Source organism: Sphingomonas sp. CFBP 8760 (genome assembly GCF_014841615.1).
Classification (GTDB): Bacteria; Pseudomonadota; Alphaproteobacteria; order Sphingomonadales; family Sphingomonadaceae; genus Sphingomonas.
Genome location: NZ_JACYUG010000013.1, coordinates 21,379 through 37,500 on the forward strand (window position 1 = coordinate 21,379; position 16,122 = coordinate 37,500).

At 66.4% G+C, this 16,122-nt stretch carries 22 protein-coding genes and 1 tRNA gene; 18 read left to right on the forward strand and 5 right to left on the reverse strand.

Annotated elements, in window-relative coordinates; genetic code table 11:
* Positions 1-279 precede the first annotated feature (279 nt).
* From IFT82_RS14945 to IFT82_RS14990, 11 genes are all read left to right on the forward strand, one after another.
* Positions 280-744 carry a hypothetical protein gene (locus tag IFT82_RS14945; RefSeq protein WP_192128232.1) on the forward strand — a complete coding sequence of 155 codons (465 nt, stop codon included), beginning with the start codon at positions 280-282 and terminating at the stop codon, positions 742-744.
* A 111-nt stretch (positions 745-855) separates the two neighbouring features.
* Positions 856-1,122, forward strand: coding sequence for a hypothetical protein (locus IFT82_RS14950; RefSeq protein ID WP_192128234.1), 267 nt, complete (start codon positions 856-858; stop codon positions 1,120-1,122).
* A complete protein-coding gene (locus tag IFT82_RS14955) occupies positions 1,119-1,331 on the forward strand; it encodes a hypothetical protein (protein WP_192128236.1) in 213 nt (70 codons plus the stop codon). The genes IFT82_RS14950 and IFT82_RS14955 overlap by 4 nt, the downstream gene beginning before the upstream one ends.
* Complete coding sequence (locus tag IFT82_RS14960) at positions 1,328-1,543, forward strand: hypothetical protein (protein ID WP_192128238.1); 216 nt, start codon at positions 1,328-1,330, stop codon at positions 1,541-1,543. Before IFT82_RS14955 ends, IFT82_RS14960 begins: the two co-directional genes overlap by 4 nt.
* Positions 1,540-1,830: a hypothetical protein gene (locus IFT82_RS14965; RefSeq protein ID WP_192128240.1), complete on the forward strand. Its 291-nt coding sequence runs from the start codon at positions 1,540-1,542 to the stop codon at positions 1,828-1,830. The genes IFT82_RS14960 and IFT82_RS14965 overlap by 4 nt, the downstream gene beginning before the upstream one ends.
* Positions 1,827-2,090: a hypothetical protein gene (locus IFT82_RS14970; RefSeq protein ID WP_192128242.1), complete on the forward strand. Its 264-nt coding sequence runs from the start codon at positions 1,827-1,829 to the stop codon at positions 2,088-2,090. The genes IFT82_RS14965 and IFT82_RS14970 overlap by 4 nt, the downstream gene beginning before the upstream one ends.
* Positions 2,090-2,545, forward strand: a complete 456-nt coding sequence (locus tag IFT82_RS14975) for a hypothetical protein (RefSeq protein ID WP_192128244.1) — start codon at positions 2,090-2,092, stop codon at positions 2,543-2,545. The genes IFT82_RS14970 and IFT82_RS14975 overlap by 1 nt, the downstream gene beginning before the upstream one ends.
* Positions 2,542-4,050 carry a ParB/RepB/Spo0J family partition protein gene (locus tag IFT82_RS14980; protein WP_192128246.1) on the forward strand — a complete coding sequence of 503 codons (1,509 nt, stop codon included), beginning with the start codon at positions 2,542-2,544 and terminating at the stop codon, positions 4,048-4,050. Before IFT82_RS14975 ends, IFT82_RS14980 begins: the two co-directional genes overlap by 4 nt.
* A complete protein-coding gene (locus IFT82_RS14985; RefSeq protein WP_192128248.1) occupies positions 4,047-4,355 on the forward strand; it encodes a hypothetical protein in 309 nt (102 codons plus the stop codon). Before IFT82_RS14980 ends, IFT82_RS14985 begins: the two co-directional genes overlap by 4 nt.
* Positions 4,352-4,711: a hypothetical protein gene (locus tag IFT82_RS20990; RefSeq protein WP_244646793.1), complete on the forward strand. Its 360-nt coding sequence runs from the start codon at positions 4,352-4,354 to the stop codon at positions 4,709-4,711. Before IFT82_RS14985 ends, IFT82_RS20990 begins: the two co-directional genes overlap by 4 nt.
* Positions 4,712-4,782: 71 nt before the next feature.
* Complete coding sequence (locus IFT82_RS14990; protein ID WP_244646795.1) at positions 4,783-5,853, forward strand: site-specific integrase; 1,071 nt, start codon at positions 4,783-4,785, stop codon at positions 5,851-5,853.
* A gap of 13 nt (positions 5,854-5,866) precedes the next feature.
* On the opposite strand, the gene IFT82_RS14995 is transcribed toward IFT82_RS14990, so the two are convergent.
* Positions 5,867-5,941: transfer RNA gene (locus IFT82_RS14995), tRNA-Val, on the reverse strand.
* 61 nt (positions 5,942-6,002) lie between these two features.
* On the reverse strand, positions 6,003-6,380 hold the full coding sequence (cpdR, locus tag IFT82_RS15000) for a cell cycle two-component system response regulator CpdR (RefSeq protein WP_192128252.1): 378 nt from the start codon (positions 6,378-6,380) through the stop codon (positions 6,003-6,005).
* 104 nt (positions 6,381-6,484) lie between these two features.
* Between cpdR and IFT82_RS15005 the strand changes: the two genes are divergently transcribed.
* Together IFT82_RS15005 and IFT82_RS15010 are read left to right on the forward strand one after the other, a co-directional pair.
* On the forward strand, positions 6,485-8,143 hold the full coding sequence (locus IFT82_RS15005; RefSeq protein WP_192128254.1) for a helicase HerA-like domain-containing protein: 1,659 nt from the start codon (positions 6,485-6,487) through the stop codon (positions 8,141-8,143).
* Positions 8,144-8,156: 13 nt separating this feature from the next.
* Positions 8,157-9,401: a M20 metallopeptidase family protein gene (locus IFT82_RS15010; RefSeq protein WP_446740977.1), complete on the forward strand. Its 1,245-nt coding sequence runs from the start codon at positions 8,157-8,159 to the stop codon at positions 9,399-9,401.
* Here IFT82_RS15010 and IFT82_RS15015 read toward each other — a convergent pair.
* Both IFT82_RS15015 and IFT82_RS15020 read right to left on the reverse strand, forming a co-directional pair.
* Positions 9,302-9,721 carry an endonuclease domain-containing protein gene (locus IFT82_RS15015; protein ID WP_192128388.1) on the reverse strand — a complete coding sequence of 140 codons (420 nt, stop codon included), beginning with the start codon at positions 9,719-9,721 and terminating at the stop codon, positions 9,302-9,304. The two genes, IFT82_RS15010 and IFT82_RS15015, sit on opposite strands and share 100 nt — an antisense overlap.
* A gap of 96 nt (positions 9,722-9,817) precedes the next feature.
* The gene (locus IFT82_RS15020; protein ID WP_192128256.1) at positions 9,818-10,774 is read right to left on the reverse strand and encodes an isopenicillin N synthase family dioxygenase; all 957 of its coding nucleotides are present in this window, start codon (positions 10,772-10,774) and stop codon (positions 9,818-9,820) included.
* 94 nt (positions 10,775-10,868) lie between these two features.
* On the opposite strand from IFT82_RS15020, the gene IFT82_RS15025 reads away from it, so the two are divergent.
* From IFT82_RS15025 to IFT82_RS15040, 4 genes are all read left to right on the forward strand, one after another.
* On the forward strand, positions 10,869-12,098 hold the full coding sequence (locus IFT82_RS15025) for a multidrug effflux MFS transporter (RefSeq protein WP_192128258.1): 1,230 nt from the start codon (positions 10,869-10,871) through the stop codon (positions 12,096-12,098).
* A 57-nt stretch (positions 12,099-12,155) separates the two neighbouring features.
* The gene (locus IFT82_RS15030) at positions 12,156-12,497 is read left to right on the forward strand and encodes a DNA primase (RefSeq protein ID WP_192128260.1); all 342 of its coding nucleotides are present in this window, start codon (positions 12,156-12,158) and stop codon (positions 12,495-12,497) included.
* 376 nt (positions 12,498-12,873) lie between these two features.
* The gene (locus IFT82_RS15035) at positions 12,874-13,524 is read left to right on the forward strand and encodes an opacity protein (protein ID WP_192128262.1); all 651 of its coding nucleotides are present in this window, start codon (positions 12,874-12,876) and stop codon (positions 13,522-13,524) included.
* Positions 13,525-13,677: 153 nt separating this feature from the next.
* Positions 13,678-13,968, forward strand: a complete 291-nt coding sequence (locus tag IFT82_RS15040; protein WP_192128390.1) for an HNH endonuclease — start codon at positions 13,678-13,680, stop codon at positions 13,966-13,968.
* Positions 13,969-14,040: 72 nt separating this feature from the next.
* Here IFT82_RS15040 and IFT82_RS15045 read toward each other — a convergent pair whose 3' ends face one another.
* The gene (locus IFT82_RS15045) at positions 14,041-14,649 is read right to left on the reverse strand and encodes a hypothetical protein (RefSeq protein ID WP_192128264.1); all 609 of its coding nucleotides are present in this window, start codon (positions 14,647-14,649) and stop codon (positions 14,041-14,043) included.
* 179 nt (positions 14,650-14,828) lie between these two features.
* Between IFT82_RS15045 and IFT82_RS15050 the strand changes: the two genes are divergently transcribed.
* The gene (locus IFT82_RS15050) at positions 14,829-15,458 is read left to right on the forward strand and encodes a hypothetical protein (protein ID WP_192128266.1); all 630 of its coding nucleotides are present in this window, start codon (positions 14,829-14,831) and stop codon (positions 15,456-15,458) included.
* Positions 15,459-16,122: the final 664 nt, after the last annotated feature.

Below are 16,122 nucleotides of genomic sequence, written 5' to 3' on the forward strand. Positions count from 1 at the left end.
GTCGACGGCGGAATCGTCCATGATTTTCGTCCTTCGTGGTGGTGTTGCAAGCGCCACGATAGCCGGACGGGGTCGGGCGTCCAGCCCGGCCCCTGAAGGACTTCACCTCGAACCAATTTTCACCCCTTTCGACCGCTCGCAGGCCGGTCGAACGTCGTGCGCCGCTTTCCAAAGCCCGGGCGTCGCGCGGTTCTACACTACCTGTCTGCGGTTCTCCCTGTCACGCCTGGGTGCCGTTCGTATGCCACGATCGGCACCCATTTTTCTGGCACGGCAGGCATGACCAAGCTCCGAGATCCGATGACGATCGAGAACGCGTTGGACTTCGTCATCGGCGTGCTCAAGATCGAGCACGCTGCTGAAGTGACTGGCCGCGAGCGCGGCTATCTGCGCAGCCTCTCCGATCCTGACAGCCGATACCGGCTGACGATCGAGGACGCGTTGAAGCTCGATCTCGCCTACGCCGCGGCCGGAGGCGACGGCGCTCCCCTTTACGAGACCTATGGCCTCCTCCTCGGCGCGGCCCGCGCCAAGCGCTTCTCATGCGAGGCGGAAATCGCGCGGCATACGGTCGAGGTCATCCGCGAAGGCGGCGAGGCGCATGCCGCGCTCGTAGCCCTCTCGATCCCTGGTGCGACTGACGCCGATCGCCGCAACGCACTGCGGGAAATCGAGCAGGCAAACGCGGCGCTGACCCGCGTCGTTCACCTGCTCGAACAACCCAAGCCTCCCGACCCCCCATGACGCCGCCCCGACCCGGATAGCGGCACCACCGCTCTAACCATCGACCTGATCACCGCCGTTCCGGAAGTATCGTGCTTCCGGGAACGGTTTCCTGCTGCCCGAAGGCGACCGATGTTCGATCCCGTCAAATTACGAGCCCTCGCCGAGCGCGCGGCAGCCGTGCAGGCCGATACCACGGCTTTGCATGACGAGCTGGACGCGATGCTCCCGTTGGCCATCACCGCTGAATCGCTCGCAGCAATCGCGGGGTGGCCAGAGGCCGATCGTGAGTGCCGCAAGCATTTGCTGCATGCCATGCTCCACCTGAGCAGGGCCACCAACTCGCTTGGGGTGGCGACGACGGACCTCGGCAACGCGACCATGGGCACCGCGATATGAGCGGCGATCCCGTTTCCCAGCGCACACGCTCTGCGATCCGCACCTGCCACATCGCAGCGGCCATCCTCGCCGGCATCGCGCTGATCGCGACCTTCTACGGCTTCGTGCCTGTGGCGATCATCGCCCTATCCCTTGCCACCCTCGCGCAGATTTTCGCGTCCGATGTGATGCGCGTGATCATTCTCTTGTTCCGGGAGTATCGTCGATGAAGCATGAACAGCCCGGCAGCTGGCTTCACCCGCTCGAGTGCGAGTGCGATCGCTGCGAGCCCATCCGACCAGCCACCTCCAATCGCCTGACCGCCACCCACATTTCTCTGTGGTGCGGGGCAGGGATCGTCGTCGGCAATGCGGTCGCTTTCATTATCGATCCCCATGCCGCCTTGGCGGCGCTGGCGGCCCCGTTCGGGGTGATGCTGTGACGGATGCGCTGCCGGCTACCCCGCTGTTCGCTGGCCTGACCGTCAACCAGCATTTTGCGAAAGCTCACCAGTACGACGTGGCCTTGGTTGCGTTCGAGGGGGTCGTGGTCGCCGGGCTTGCTCCGGAGGACGTGCGCGCCAGCCGGGCCGCGATGCTCCACTCCTATTGCGTCCGCGTGGGCGCGATCATTGCAGGCTGCGATCCTACCGACCGCGCCGATCTCATGGAGATCGCGCAGCAGAAGATCGCCGAGGCAGCTGATATCGTTCGGATGCTCCGGTCATGAGCCCGCGCGATGAGGATCCAATTCTGCCGGGCGAGCCAACCTTCACTCTGCGGGGCAGCGATCCGCTGGCGGGCTTCCTCGTCTCGATCTGGGCGTCTGCCCACATGGGTGATGGCGAGGCTGTCGCGGCCAAGATCAAGGCGATGGTCGATCGCTTCGTGCCGGGGATGACCGGACCCAGCTATGAGCAGACAGCCGACGCGATCGACGTCGCCCTCGCCATGTTCGCATGGCAGGGCAAGTCCGGGTGTGCGGTCTGATGACCCACCTCAGCCCCAAGACCGCGCGTCACCTCCTGACGGCCATGACTACCGGTCATATCCTGTCGCGATCGCGCAACATGGGGCTGGAGGCGCTAGTCGAGCGCAGCCACGCCATCAGCACGCCATTGCTGAATCACGCAGGCATCCGGATCGCTCAACATCTCGTCTATTCGATCACCGAAGCTGGTCGCGCCTGGCTGCGACCAGCAGCACCAACAATTATCCGCGATAGCACGAAGAGCGAGCCCGCACCGGCTTCGATCGTGCTGTCGGACCCTCGCCAGATGGATATCGAGGCGGCGATCGCCGCCAGCTCGGGGGGCGCCGCCCATAGCACCCCCCTCACCGTGTTCGACGCACCGACGGATACCGCCACCGGTGTGAGCGCACCCGTCGGCCGCTCATCGACATCCGCGCTCGCGGCCGCAAAGCCGGAGCAGCTGTCATCATGACCCAAGCCCGTGTCGCACCACAAGCCCCCGCGCCGCGCCCCCGCCGCGAATGCCTCAAGCTCGGCCGCAAGGCTGCTGGCGCACCCGCCGCGTCCTACGACGCCGAGCCCGCGCCGATGTCAGTCGTTCCATCAGCGCCACGCCTTTTCCCGCTCGGCCGCCTGCGCCGCGCGGACGAGAACGTCCGGCATACGCGGATCGATGAAGGCTGCGAGGAGCTGGCGATCGACATCATGTCGCACGGCCTCCTGCAGTCGCTGATCGGCTACGAGGACGGCGACCATGTCGAGATCGTCGGGGGCGGTCGCCGGCTGAAGGCGCTTCGCATCGTACGCGACCGCGGCCGCATCGATGACAGCTTTCCGGTACCGGTGCTGATCCGCGACGTTTCCGAGGCGGTCGAGCTATCGCTGGCTGAGAATCTCCAGCAGCGCAGCATGTCGCCCGTCGACGAATTCCTCGCGTTCTCCAAGCTGATGGAGGGCGGCGCAACGTCGCCGGCCGAGCTGGCGAAGCGCTTCGGCTTTTCCGAGCGCGTGGTGAAACAGCGGCTGAAGATGGCCGAGCTGGCGAAGCCCATCCTCGATGCACTCGCTAACCGCGAGATCACGCTTGATTCGGCGATGGCGTACGCAAGCGCGGATGATCAGGCGCTGCAAGCCGAGGTGTTCGCGCACCAGGCGAAGCGCGGGCGCACGGCGCATGATCCGGCCGCGATCCGCCTGTCCCTCCGGATGAAGGGCATGGACACCGCCGACCGCATATTCCGCTTCGTCGGCTCCACGACCTATGAGGCCGAGGGCGGCCGGTACAGCGACGACCTTTTCAACGAACCCGGGCGCGATCGCGTGCTGGCGCAGCCCTTCATCGCTGAGACGATCGCGAACAGGATGGTCGACCTGCAAGCCGCCCGGCTGATCGAGACTTTGCGGACCAGCGCGGCATGGGCCCCGACGATCGCCGGTCTCGTGAAGGTGCCGGACCTGCGTCTCCATGCCGAGGGCACGTCGCAGGCGATGCGCCCGCCGGCCGGCTTCGTCCTGATCGAGCGGGCGCAGCATCAGAAGCTGTGGGCGACCATCCGGAACAACGGCCTGCCGGCGCATGTCGTCGTCGGGCTCGATGTCACCGGCCAGCTGATCGCGGACCCGCGCTACGCCTTCGTGCCGCTCGCGCAGAAGTCCGCCGTGGAGAAACCAGCGCTGGTTGAGAAGGCCGCCGATCGCGAGCGCGAGGCGGCATCGCGGCGCGAGGTCGCGATCTTGCGCTGGTCGCGTCGGCTGGCGGTTCCGCCTTTCACCGGGACCCCGCTGGAAGGGCGCGTCTTCTGGCCTGCAGAGGAGACCGATCGCCACGTCGCCGCGACCGAGGGCGGCGTGGAGGGCTTCAAGATTCCGGCACTGATCTTCGTGCCGCTCGCGGACGCCCTCGCTCACCGCAAAGAAGCCGCTCGCCACGTCGACCAGCGTCTCGCGGCGCTGGCAGCTCAGGGAGCCACCGCATGACCGTGATCGAACGGATCGCCTACCGGCTCGGGTTCGCTCGTGCGACACCGCCCGAGATCATCATCTTTCCGAGCGCCGAGCATGCCATGGAACAAGGCTTCCGTGGCGCCCGGCATCCCAGTCTGCCCCATGTTCGCGCATGGTGGCCGGGCGCAGGCGTAGCCGGCATCCTTGGCCGCCCGATCCAGCGGGTCACGATCAGCCGTGACATGCGCTTCCATAGCACCGCGGAGGGCAAGGTCGTCGACCTTCTCCGCGCCCGACAACGCGCCTTCGGCGATCTTGCCATGTGGATCGAGCTATGAACGCCCCCTCCATCGTCCACCTCGACAAGCGTGTCAGCCGTGCGGCCGAAGTCGGTCGCGGCGTCGATCTGACGGCCGCTGATCTCGATCTGCTTGTCAGCCTTGGGCTGATCGACTTGCTGCACGACGCCAAGGCCAAATTTTTGAGGGAACAGACCACGTGCAGAGTGATGCGACGCCAGTCTATCGACGGGGCAAATACTGGCTCGATAAGCTCCGGCGGGCCGACGGCAGCGTCCGTTCGCCTCGTTGGTACGTCTTCTGGTACGATCCCACCTCGCGACGCGAAGCAAGCGTTTCAACGGGCACGGGGAACGTCGACGACGCCAAGCGCGTCCTCGACCGCCGGTACCTGAGCGATGCCGACGAAGCACCCGCCTATTGCTATGCGTGCGGCCAGCCGCTCGCCTCGGCTCAGGCGTATCTCTTGACCGACGCGATCGCCGATTATCGCATCGAGCATGGCGACCTGAAGGCTTCGGCCGTCAGCATCCAGGCGCGGCTGAAGCACGTCCTCGACTTCATTGAAGCGCAGGAGGAGCGGGGCGGGGCGTTCGGCTTCGAGACGAGCTGTGCCGTCGCGTGCGGCACACCGTTCATCACCGCGTTTCGTGCATGGTCGAAGACCGAGCCGGTGACGTGGAAGAACAAGGCGGGGGAGGTCACCGCCTCGCGCCCGCGCGCTGCGGCGACGACCGAGGAATCGGTGCTGCAGGTGGCGGCCGCGCTCAACCACGCGGCCGACGCCAACCCGCCGCGATCCGAACAGCGGCCGATCTACAAACCGCTGCCCCGCAAGCAAGTGTCGCGGCCGCGCAAGGTGCGCGTTGACGTGCCGGTGCTGGCGGACATGCTCGCCTATGCGGCCGAGGTCGACAAGAAGCGCGCATCGCTGCACGCCTTCATCGTCGCATCGCTCTGCACGATCGGCCGGCCTGACAGCGTGGTCGATATCAGCGTCGCCCCCGAACGGGAGCAATGGTATCCCGGCTCGACCAGCCTCGACCTCAATCCTTTCGGCCGCGCGCAGACCAACAAGCACCGCCCGATCGTCCCGGTCGTGCCGGTGCTGGGGGAGTGGCTGGCCGCCGAATATGCGGCCTATCAGCGACTTGATCCAAGCGCTCGGAAAGGCGCTGGCTTCCTCGTCAATTACTACGGCCGCGGCGTCCTCGATGTCGACCGCGCCTGGTCGACGATGCTGGCGGGGCTGAAGCTACCGACCGGCCGCGAGTGGAAACCGTACCTGCTGCGCCATAGCCTCGCGACGATCCTGCGGAACCGCGGCGTCGCTAAGTGGGACCTGCAGGGCTTCATGGGCCACGAGGTCGGCAGCACGACAGAGGTTTACGCGATCGGTCAATTCGACACGGTTGCGACCGCGCTCAATGACATTCTGGGGGAGGTTGAGCTTCGCGCTCCAGGCGCATTGCGCCGAAACTGCGCCGAAGTCGCCGTGTCCGGTCATTTTGTGGGAGACCAAAAAATGACCGGATAACAGCAAGCTGTCCTGGTGGGCGTGGCAAGGATTGAACTTGCGACCCCTGCGATGTCAACACAGTGCTCTACCACTGAGCTACACGCCCGCCGGAGGTGGGCCATTAGCCGGGGTTGTGCGGGGCGGCAAGGAATATTTGCGGGTCGCGGTCAATTCGGCCGGTCGATCGGGATATCCTCGAACATCCGGTCGACCTCCATCACCAGTTCGCGCAGGTGGAACGGCTTGGACAGGATACGGGCGTTGGGCATCGCCTCCCCCGCCTTGAGGGTGACGGCGGCGAAGCCGGTGATGAACATCACCCGCATCCCCGGCGCCATCTGGGTCGCGCGCTGGGCCAGTTCGATGCCGTCCATCTCGGGCATCACGATATCGGTCAGCAGCAGGTCGAACGTCGCCGACTCCAGCAACGGGATCGCCGCGGTGCCGCGATCGACCGCCGCGACGCTGTAGCCCGACCGCTCCAGCGCGCGCGTGAGGTATTCGCGCATGACCTGATCGTCTTCGGCCAGCAGGATTCGGATCATCGGGCGTGCCTCGTCATCCCGGCGGCTTAGGAGCAAGGGGGTTAATATTTCCAGTCGAAACGGGCCTGTTGTCGGCGAACGCCGCCGGTTCTACGGTCGGTGCCATGACGGACGGGATCTTCATCGGCACCGGCGATGCCGGCAACGGCGGCAAGCGACAGGCGATCGACCTGCGGCGGGCCAATCGCCACGGCCTGATCGCGGGGGCGACGGGCACCGGCAAGACGGTGACGTTGCAGCGGATCGTCGAGGGCTTCTCCGCCGCGGGCGTGCCCAGCTTCGTGTCGGACGTGAAGGGCGACCTGTCCGGGCTGGCGATGCCGGGATCGGCGACCGCGAAGAACCACGCCGCCTTCGCCACCCGCGCGGGCGAGGTGGGGGACAGCGGCTGGGCCTATCGCGACACCCCGGTGCAGTTCTGGGACCTGTTCGGCGAGCAGGGCCACCCGGTGCGCGCGACCGTCAGCGAGATGGGGCCGCTGCTGCTGGCACGGTTGATGGACCTGAACACGGTGCAGGAGGGGGTGCTGGCGATCGCGTTCCACCTTGCCGATCAGGAGGGGCTGCTGCTGCTCGACCTGGACGACCTGCAGGCGCTGCTGGCGCATGTCGCGGGCCGCGCGGCGGAACTGACGACGACCTACGGCAACGTATCCAAACAGTCGGTCGGGGCGATCCAGCGGTCGCTGCTGCAATTGCGGGCGCAGGGCGGCGACCATTTCTTCGGTGAGCCGGCGCTCGACCTCGACGACATGATCCGCACCGACGACGGCGGGCGCGGCATCGTCAACATCCTGGCCGCCGACAAGCTGATGGCCAGCCCCAAGCTCTACGCCACCTTCCTGCTGTGGATGCTGAGCGAGTTGTTCGAGCAGTTGCCCGAGGTGGGCGATCCCGACAAACCGGTGATGGCGTTCCTCTTCGACGAGGCGCACCTGCTGTTCGACGAGGCGCCCGACGCGCTGCTCGACAAGATCGAACAGGTCGTGCGGCTGATCCGGTCGAAGGGGGTCGGCATCTATTTCATCACGCAGAACCCACTGGATATCCCCGACAAGGTGGCGGGACAGCTGGGCAACCGGGTGCAGCACGCGTTGCGCGCCTTCACCCCGCGCGATCAGGCGGCGGTGCGCGCGGCGGCGGAGACGTTCCGCGCCAATCCGGGCGTCGATGTCGCCACCGCGATCACCGAGCTGAAGGTGGGCGAGGCGCTGGTGTCGTTGTTGCAGGCGGATGGTTCGCCCTCGCCGGTGGAGCGCACGCTGATCGCGCCACCCGCCAGCCGGGTCGGCCCGGTCACCCCGGCGGAGCGGCGGGTGCTGATCGATACCGATCTGGTCGGCGACAAGTACGACACCGTGATCGACCGCGAATCGGCGGAGGAGTTGCTCACCGCCAAGACGCAGGAGGCTGCCGCTGCCGTGGCTGCCACCCGTGCCGCCGGCGAGGCGGAGAAGGCGGCCGCGGTGCAGGCGAAGGAAGATGCCCGCCAGGCCAAGGAGGCCGAGCGCGCCCGCATCGCGGCGCAGCGCGAGGCGGACCGGCAGGCGAAGGCGGCCGACCGCGCGGCGGCGGACAGCCCATGGGCGAAGATGGCGACATCGGCGACGCGCGCCGCCTCGTCCTCGATCGGGCGGCAGGTGGCCAACGAGGTCGGCAAGCAGATATTCGGCGGCGGATCGCGCCGGCGCTCGTCGGCATCGGGCGGCGGCCTGATCGGTCAGATCGCGCGCGGCGTGCTGGGCGGCCTGTTCCGGGGATGAGGGAGATGATGCGATGATCCTCGAAGAGATGGGGAGCCTCGACGAGATGGGCGGCGGCTGGCGCGCGGCGGGCGAGGACGTGTTCGACGAGGTCGTGGCGCTGCGCCGCGCGATCCATGCCGAACCGGAGATCGGGCTGCACTGCCCGCGCACCACCGACAAGATCAGGGCGGCGCTGGCCGGTCTGCCGCTGGAATTCCGCGAGGGGCCGTCGACCACCGGGCTGATCGCGATCCTGCGCGGCGGCGCGGGGCGGCAGGGCGACAATCACCGCACCGTGCTGTTGCGCGGCGACATGGACGCGCTGCCCCTGACGGAGGAGACGGGGCTGTCCTTCGCCAGCACCGTTACCGGGGCGATGCATGCCTGCGGCCATGATTCGCATACCGCGATGCTGGTCGGCGCGGCCAAGGCGCTGGCGGCGCGGCGGGACGAACTGGCCGGGACCGTCGTCTTCATGTTCCAGCCGGGTGAGGAGGGGCATCACGGCGCCCGCTTCATGATCGAGGACGGGCTGCTGGCCGATCCCGCGCCCGATGCCGCCTTCGCGCTGCACATCACCCCCAATGCGCCGTCGGGCGTGGTGGTGACGCGTCCCGGATCGATCATGGCCTCAGCCGAGACGGTGCATGTCGTGGTGCGCGGCGCGGGCGGCCATGCGGCGATGCCGCACGACTGCATCGATCCGATCCCGGTGGCGTGCGCGATCGTCACCGCGCTCCAGACCTTCGTGGCGCGCGGCATCGCGGTGACCGACCCGGCGGTGCTGTCGATCACCAATATCGAGGCGGGGTCCGCGCACAACATCATTCCGGACGAGGTGACGATGCTCGGCACGCTGCGCACCCTGTCGGAGGCGACCCGCACGACGATGCACGCCGCGCTGACCCGGATCGCGACGAACATCGCCGCCGCGCACGGCGCCACCGCGGAGGCATGGATCGACACCGGCTATCCCGTCACCGTCAACGACCCGCGCGGCGCGGCGCTGGTGCGCGGCGTGGCGACCGGGCTGTTCGGGCCGACCGGCTTCGCCCCGATGCCGCAGCCGATGATGGGGGCGGAGGATTTCTCTTATGTGCTGGGCACGATGCCGGGCGCGTTCGCCTTTATCGGTGCCGCCCCCGAGGGCAGCGATCCCGCGACCAACCCGCCGCTTCACAATACCCGGATGACGATCGACGAACGCGTGATGGCGCGCGGCGTGGCGATGCATTGCGCGGTGGCGGCACGGTTTCTGGAGCGCGGGTTCGACTGAGAATAAGCCCTCTCCCTCTTTAGGGGAGAGGGGGAGAGCAATGACTGTAGTTGTTGCAGGACGCCTTCGAGGTTTCTCATTACGCCGGCGTTGGTGAAGCGGATGACGCGCCACCCCTGTTCCTCAAGGAATGCCGTGCGGCGGGCATCGTAAGGGACTTGCATGGCGTGGGAATCGCCATCGATTTCCACCACCAGCATCGCTGCTCGGCAAGTGAAGTCGGCGATGTAGGGACCGATCACCGTCTGGCGGCGGAATTTCCGGTTATCGAAACGGCCCGCCCTCAGGTGATGCCACAGCCGTATTTCCGCCACCGTCATTTCCGTTCGAAGGCGTTTGGCGTTTGCCAGAGAACTTTGGTTGCGCACTCCCCCTCTCCCAACCCTCTCCCCTGAAGGGGAGAGGGCTTTTTCCGGCTACGCCTTGATGAGGCCGATCTCCACCAGGCGTTCGTGCAGGTAGTCATGCGCGGTGATCGGGGTGGGGTAGCGGTTCGGGTTTTCCGCGGTGATCGTCTGCGGCAGCGTCTCGATCAGGAAATCGGGCGCAGGGTGGAGGAAGAAGGGCATCGAATAGCGCGAATGGCCGCGACGCTCGGGTGGCGGGTTGACGACGCGGTGGGTGGTCGACGGCAGGACGTGGTTGGTCAGGCGTTGCAGCATGTCGCCGACGTTCACCACCATCGCGCCCTCCGGCGGCTTGATCGCCAGCCAGCGGTCGTTGGTGCGGTCGAGCAGTTCGAGGCCGGCTTCCTCCGCGCCCAGCAGCAGGGTGATGAGGTTGATGTCCTCATGCGCGCCGGCACGCACCCCCTCCGCATCGACCGGGATCGGCGGATAGTGGAGCAGGCGCAGCACGCTGTTGCCGTCCTTCACCGCCGGATCGAACCAGTCGGGAGCCAGCCCCAGATGCCGGGCGATCGCCGAGAGCAGCCGGTCGCCGGCCCGGTCGAACGCGGCGAACAGTTCGATGAAGGTGTCGCGGAATCCCACCGGCCGCTGCGGCCAGACATTGGGGGCCATCACGTCGGCGAAGCGGTGGCCGGCGGCCAGTTCGCGGCCGACGTGCCAGAATTCCTTGAGGTCGACCGCGCTGGCGCCCTTGGCGATCTCGGTCTTGAACGGGGTGTAGCCGCGCGCGCCGCCGCCGCCGGGGGCGTGGTAACCGCGCTTCTCGTCTTCGGGCAGCGCGAACAGCGCCTGCGTGTCGGCCCAGGCGCGGTCGATCAGGTCCTGCGGCACGCCGTGATCGGCGACGATCGCGAACCCGAAGCGTTCGAACGAGGAGCCGAACGCGGCGGCGAAACCGTCCGGATCGCGATCCTGATCGGCGAGGCTGAGCGTGGGCACCTGCGCGGATTGAGTGTCGAGCATATGGAATCCCTTGGTGAAGCGACCGACATAAGCATCCCGGCGCCGCGGCGATAGGGTTACGCGGCGTGGCGACGGCAGCTATGGACGATCGATCATGCAAGATCCGGATACCCCCACGCCCGCGCTGCCCGGCGCGCCGATCGGCTTCGTCGAGTTCGTGGCGCTGGTCGCGTCGCTGATGGCGCTGGGCGCGCTGGGCACCGATGCGATGCTGCCGGCGCTGCCCGCGATCGGCGAGGCACTGGGTGTGGCGGATGCCAACAGCCGGCAGTTCGTCGTCTCCGCGTTCCTGGGCGGGTTCGGGCTGGCGCATCTGATCCACGGGCCGCTGGTCGACCGGTATGGGCGGCGGCGCGTGCTGTTGTGGGCGATCGCCGGCTATGTCGTCGCCAGCGCGGCGGCGGCGGTGGCGGGCAGTTTCACGCTGCTGATCGCGGCGCGGCTGGCGGCGGGGGCCAGCGTGGCGGCGACCCGGATCGGCACGATCGCGCTGGTGCGCGACTGTTACCAGGGCCGGGCGATGGCGCGGGTGATGTCGATCGCGTTCATGGTGTTCATGGTCGTGCCGATCCTGGCGCCGAGCGTGGGGCAACTGGTGCTGCTGTTCGGCGACTGGCGCGCGATTTTTTGGGTGATGGCGGGCAGTGCGGGCGCGCTGCTGATCTGGGTGGCGGTGCGCCTGCCCGAGACGCTGCGGCCGGAGGCGGCGCTGCCGATCGCGCCGGCGCGGATCGTGGCGGGCTGGCGGCGGACGGTGACCGACCGGGCATCGCTGGGCTATACCGCCGCGGCGACGCTGCTGACCGGCGCGCTGTACGGCTACCTCAATTCGATCCAGCAGATCATGTTCGACGTGTACCGCCACCCGCAACTGCTGGCGGCGGTGTTCGCGGGCACGGCGGCGACGATGGCGGGCGCGAACCTGCTCAACGCGCGGTTCGTGATGCGGCTGGGCACGCGGCGGATCGCGCATGGCGCGGTCGTGGCGCTGATCGCGCTGGCGGCGCTGCACCTGGTGCTGGCGGAGGCGGGGCTGGACAGGCTGGCGGTGTTCGCGGTGCTGCAGGCGCTGACGATGGCGTGTTTCGGGCTGGCCGCCTCCAATTTCTCGGCGATGGCGATGGAGAATATGGGCGCGATCGCGGGCACCGCCTCCAGCGTGCAGGGCTTCATGAGCATCACGATGGGCGTGCTGATCGGCGCGGTGATCGGGCAGGCGTTCGACGGGACGACGGTGCCGATGATCGCGGGCTTCCTGGTGGCGGGCGTCCTGGCGCTGGCCGCGATCGCCGTGACCGAGCGCGGACGCCTGTTCCGCAGCTGAACGGAACCGCCAGCCGGTCCGCGCCGTTCGCGCCCTATCGATCCAAGGAGAACGGATATGGGCGGTCATCAGATTCCGGGCATGGGCACCGGCGACGACGGGTATGACGAGGAAGGCTATGACGAGAGCCAGCGCGCCGAAATCCTGGAGGCGACGCGCAACGGCCCGACCGACGGGCTGGTGCTGACCGATCTCGACCCCGATCTGGGCGACGACGACGGCGCGGACGAATCGATCGACGATCTCGACATGGATTCCGAGGAGGTCGGCGAGACCGACGCCACCGTGACGATGGACGAGGACGACATCGACGAGGACGATGCGCAGGCGGACTTCGACGACGGCACCACCGACGACGAGGAACTGGACGACGCCGACGACGTCGCGCTGAAGCCGTAACATCCCGGCATCGGCCACCGGCCGATCACTGGCCGATCACCGGCCCCGCACGACCGCTGCGCCCCCGGCGCGGCGGTCGTTTCGCATCGGGGTTGCGCGGGACCGCGACCGCGATGCAACATGCGGTGATTCGGCGTCGAGATGGGTCAGCAGTGCGGCCTCGTCTCGGGAAAACCGTGGTTTTGCCTCAATGTCGCCGCGCTTCGTTCATCCGCCCGACAGATACCGTGGCCAATCGGCCACACTCCGCAAACAGCTTCAACAATCGATACTGTTGCGTTGCAACCAAGCGGCCGTCCCACGATTTGAGCGGTCCTGGACCGGGCGTGATGCCCATCGCGGTCCGGTTGTTATAGCAGATCAAGGTCCACCAAATATGCGTACGCTGTCCCTCATCGCCGCGCTGGCCGTTTCGACCGCCGCCGTTCCCGCCTTCGCGCAGGACATGTCGACGACGACGACGACCACCGACACCACCACCACCACGACCACCGATGGCATGTCGGCCGACACCGCCCGCGCGCCCGATGGCACCCGTGCGTTCGGCATCGAGCCCTACGTCGCGGTCATGGGCGGCTGGGAAGGTTTCGACCGTCGCGTCGGCCACGGCATCCCCAACACCCCGCTGGGCAACAAGAAGCTGGACGGCGCGATCGTGACCGGCATCGTCGGCGTGAACGTGCCGCTGGGCCCGGTGTTCGTCGGTGCCGAGGGTGAAGTGACCAAGGGCGTCGACGGCGCGATCGACTGGGGCTACGGCGCCGCCGGCCGCTTCGGTTTCCGCGCGGGCGAGAGCGGCCTGTTCTACGGCAAGGTCGGTTACCGCTGGGTCAACTTCGACCGGTTCGGCAAGGACAGCCCCGATTTCGACGCGATCACCTATGGCGTCGGCGCCGAAGTCGGCCCGAAGGACATCGGTCTGGGCGGCCTGACCGGCAATTCCGGCCTGCGCTTCCGCTTCGAAGTGACGACCTTCGGCAACGCCGACAGCTTCCGCCCGCAGGCGGGTGTGGTCGCACACTTCTGATCCCGCCGGGGGCGCGTGACGCCCCCAGCAGGACCGCGATGGGGCGGGGGTGGCCGACGGGCCGCCCCCGCCCTTTTCGTTGCGCCTTTCCCACCCGATATCAGGGGCATGACAGGCAGGGTGAAGCGCAAGGCCGGGCTGGCCGCCGCCGCGATGCTGGCGGAGCGGCACACCGCCCCGCCCCCGTGCGTGCTGTGCGGCCGGCCGCTGGGCGCGAAGGTGGAATGGCATCACCTGGTGCCCAAGAGCGAGGGCGGCCGGATCACCGCGCCCGTCCACCCGATCTGCCACCGCACGATCCACGCGACGCTGACCAACGCCGAACTGGCGCGCGACCATGCCGACCCCGCCGCCCTGCGCGCGCATCCCGATATCGCCCGGTTCCTGCGCTGGATCGCGGACAAGCCCGCCGATTTCCATGCGCCGGTGCGCAGGAGCCGATAGACGCGCGCGGCAGGGGCGAGGTGACGGCAGCGGCGGCGGAAAGTCACACCGGAAAGTCACGAACGTCGCATCCTACAGGGGGTGCGGCGACCCGCCGGGTCCGGAGGCATCGAGGACGATATCGGCGGGGTCGAGCAGGTCGCAATCGACCGGCGCATCCGCCAGCGCCGCGACCGCGTCGCCATAGCCGGCCTGCATCCGCTCCATGACGCGAATATCGGCATCGGCCGCGAACAGCCGGGGCTGGAGGTGGCGGAGCAGGAACATCAGCATCTGGTCAGACGGCACGGTCTGCGTGGCGACCAGTTCGCCGTCCCGCCACAGCCGGCGGGGCGAGCCGGTGATCGCCCGGTCGAACGCGACGGCGGTGAGGCGGCTGGCGGCGGTGAGCAACGCCGCCTCCCACGCCCGCGCGAAGGCGGCGCCGCGCGGATCGTTGCGCAGGCGATAGGCGGAGCGGGTGGTGATCCCCGCCGTCCGCGCCGCCTCCGCCACCGATCCGGTATTGGCGAGCGTGGCGACGAACAGCCGCTGCCGCTGCGCGGTCCAGCCGTCGTGGCGATGGCGCAGGCCGGTGGCGGGGCCGCGTTCGGTGGTGGCGGGCAGGGTAGGTTCGGGCAGGCCGGTCGCGGCGGCGTTGTCAGCATCGTCGTCGGCGGTGACGTGGCGGGACGGTTTCATCGGTGTCGCTCCCCTTCGGTGTCAGGAGCGCGACCAGTTATAGGAGGTTTGGCGTGTAGGACAGGCTATCGTCAAACTGGACATTTACCTCGTCATGAGGCTTCGATTTGCAAAATTTCGAGTCAGTTGAGTCACTTAGCAAAAGTTGCATAAGATATTGATTCTGTTATATTTTGGCAATGGATGCGACATACAACCTCAATGGTGGCTTTAAGCCAACTATGAAGCGCTTTGCGGACTTGGATGGTCCGGATTTTTTCCCCACCCCTGCATGGGCAACCCATGCCCTCATCGACAATGAGCATTTCGAGGGTGATATCTGGGAGAGTGCATGTGGCAACGGCGCAATGTCAGAAGTGCTGGCGCTAACTGGCCAAAGCGTCATTAGCACCGACTTGCACGATAGAGGATACGGCGAAGGTGCCGTCGATTTCTTAAAAAGCAACCGGCGCGCACCAAACATTGTAACTAATCCACCCTACAATGCCGCCGAAGGGTTTGTTGAAGCCGGGCTGCGCAAGGCAGACCGCAAGTTTGCGCTCCTACTTCGCTTAGCTTTCTTGGAAGGCGCTAACCGGCAGCGTACAATCTTCACCCACAAGCCTCCATCGAGAGTGTGGGTGTTTAGCGAACGAATTACCTTTTACCCTGCGGGAGCCGTGCAGAAGGGCACCGGCACCACAGCTTACGCGTGGTTTGTTTGGGATTTACAAAATCCGACATCGACCGAATTAAAGTGGTTCAAGCCGGGATATAAAGCACGATTTTCTAAGGCTTCTTCTTGTAACGGTTTTGACCTGCTAGAGTAATTCTGTATCCAACACGTGGTACGTGTTCCAAGTACCCACGGGCGATATAGTTACTATCTTCGATATAATGAGACTTTATGTTGCGGACAATTTGATGCCACATCGGCTCACCTGGCCGTGTTGGCGATGGTGCGAGATCTTCTGTAGTTAATTTAACCAAGCTAGGGATTTGAGTCCGACAGCTGTTGAATGTTGCTAAACCCTTCGGGTGAGTAGCTGCAATCTTAAGAACACCAGCTGCAATTCGTTCCTCGGCATCTTTTGGCATTCACTATCTCCGACTCGATGAAAAAATCACCCAGATGCTGCGTCTGAAATCTATTCAAAGCAAGTAAGTTCGTAAGGTATATAGCGGCCAAATATAATACAAAATCCGGGGAAGGCATCTCGATCTGGTTCGACTGCGCTGGCAGACATAAGTCCCCGTCGCCAAAATTACCCGACCCAACAGCAGAAAAACTGTCTCGCCCGGCAAGATGGTGCAAAACTGGCGATAGGGCGAACCCTTGAGATATCGAACATGGCTCGTCACCAACTACTCCATCATCAATCATCGCCAACCGACAACCCGTGTCGACAGAAGATGTTGCATCATCCGCTTGTCTAACCGAAGTTTGGTGATGCTACTCGATCAGGGTAGTGGCGGGCGTTCACCGCCAAGACC

Excerpts from the sequence above, each read along its gene's own strand:
- IFT82_RS14945 (WP_192128232.1), top strand. The coding sequence starts at position 280 with ATGACCAAGCTCCGAGATCCGATGACGATCGAGAACGCGTTGGACTTC.
- IFT82_RS14950 (WP_192128234.1), top strand. The coding sequence starts at position 856 with ATGTTCGATCCCGTCAAATTACGAGCCCTCGCCGAGCGCGCGGCAGCC.
- IFT82_RS14955 (WP_192128236.1), top strand. The coding sequence starts at position 1,119 with ATGAGCGGCGATCCCGTTTCCCAGCGCACACGCTCTGCGATCCGCACC.
- IFT82_RS14960 (WP_192128238.1), top strand. The coding sequence starts at position 1,328 with ATGAAGCATGAACAGCCCGGCAGCTGGCTTCACCCGCTCGAGTGCGAG.
- IFT82_RS14970 (WP_192128242.1), top strand. The coding sequence starts at position 1,827 with ATGAGCCCGCGCGATGAGGATCCAATTCTGCCGGGCGAGCCAACCTTC.
- IFT82_RS14975 (WP_192128244.1), top strand. The coding sequence starts at position 2,090 with ATGACCCACCTCAGCCCCAAGACCGCGCGTCACCTCCTGACGGCCATG.
- IFT82_RS14980 (WP_192128246.1), top strand. The coding sequence starts at position 2,542 with ATGACCCAAGCCCGTGTCGCACCACAAGCCCCCGCGCCGCGCCCCCGC.
- IFT82_RS14985 (WP_192128248.1), top strand. The coding sequence starts at position 4,047 with ATGACCGTGATCGAACGGATCGCCTACCGGCTCGGGTTCGCTCGTGCG.
- IFT82_RS20990 (WP_244646793.1), top strand. The coding sequence starts at position 4,352 with ATGAACGCCCCCTCCATCGTCCACCTCGACAAGCGTGTCAGCCGTGCG.
- cpdR (WP_192128252.1), bottom strand. The coding sequence starts at position 6,380 with ATGATCCGAATCCTGCTGGCCGAAGACGATCAGGTCATGCGCGAATAC.
- IFT82_RS15005 (WP_192128254.1), top strand. The coding sequence starts at position 6,485 with ATGACGGACGGGATCTTCATCGGCACCGGCGATGCCGGCAACGGCGGC.
- IFT82_RS15010 (WP_446740977.1), top strand. The coding sequence starts at position 8,157 with ATGATCCTCGAAGAGATGGGGAGCCTCGACGAGATGGGCGGCGGCTGG.
- IFT82_RS15015 (WP_192128388.1), bottom strand. The coding sequence starts at position 9,721 with ATGACGGTGGCGGAAATACGGCTGTGGCATCACCTGAGGGCGGGCCGT.
- IFT82_RS15020 (WP_192128256.1), bottom strand. The coding sequence starts at position 10,774 with ATGCTCGACACTCAATCCGCGCAGGTGCCCACGCTCAGCCTCGCCGAT.
- IFT82_RS15025 (WP_192128258.1), top strand. The coding sequence starts at position 10,869 with ATGCAAGATCCGGATACCCCCACGCCCGCGCTGCCCGGCGCGCCGATC.
- IFT82_RS15030 (WP_192128260.1), top strand. The coding sequence starts at position 12,156 with ATGGGCGGTCATCAGATTCCGGGCATGGGCACCGGCGACGACGGGTAT.
- IFT82_RS15035 (WP_192128262.1), top strand. The coding sequence starts at position 12,874 with ATGCGTACGCTGTCCCTCATCGCCGCGCTGGCCGTTTCGACCGCCGCC.
- IFT82_RS15040 (WP_192128390.1), top strand. The coding sequence starts at position 13,678 with ATGCTGGCGGAGCGGCACACCGCCCCGCCCCCGTGCGTGCTGTGCGGC.
- IFT82_RS15045 (WP_192128264.1), bottom strand. The coding sequence starts at position 14,649 with ATGAAACCGTCCCGCCACGTCACCGCCGACGACGATGCTGACAACGCC.
- IFT82_RS15050 (WP_192128266.1), top strand. The coding sequence starts at position 14,829 with ATGGATGCGACATACAACCTCAATGGTGGCTTTAAGCCAACTATGAAG.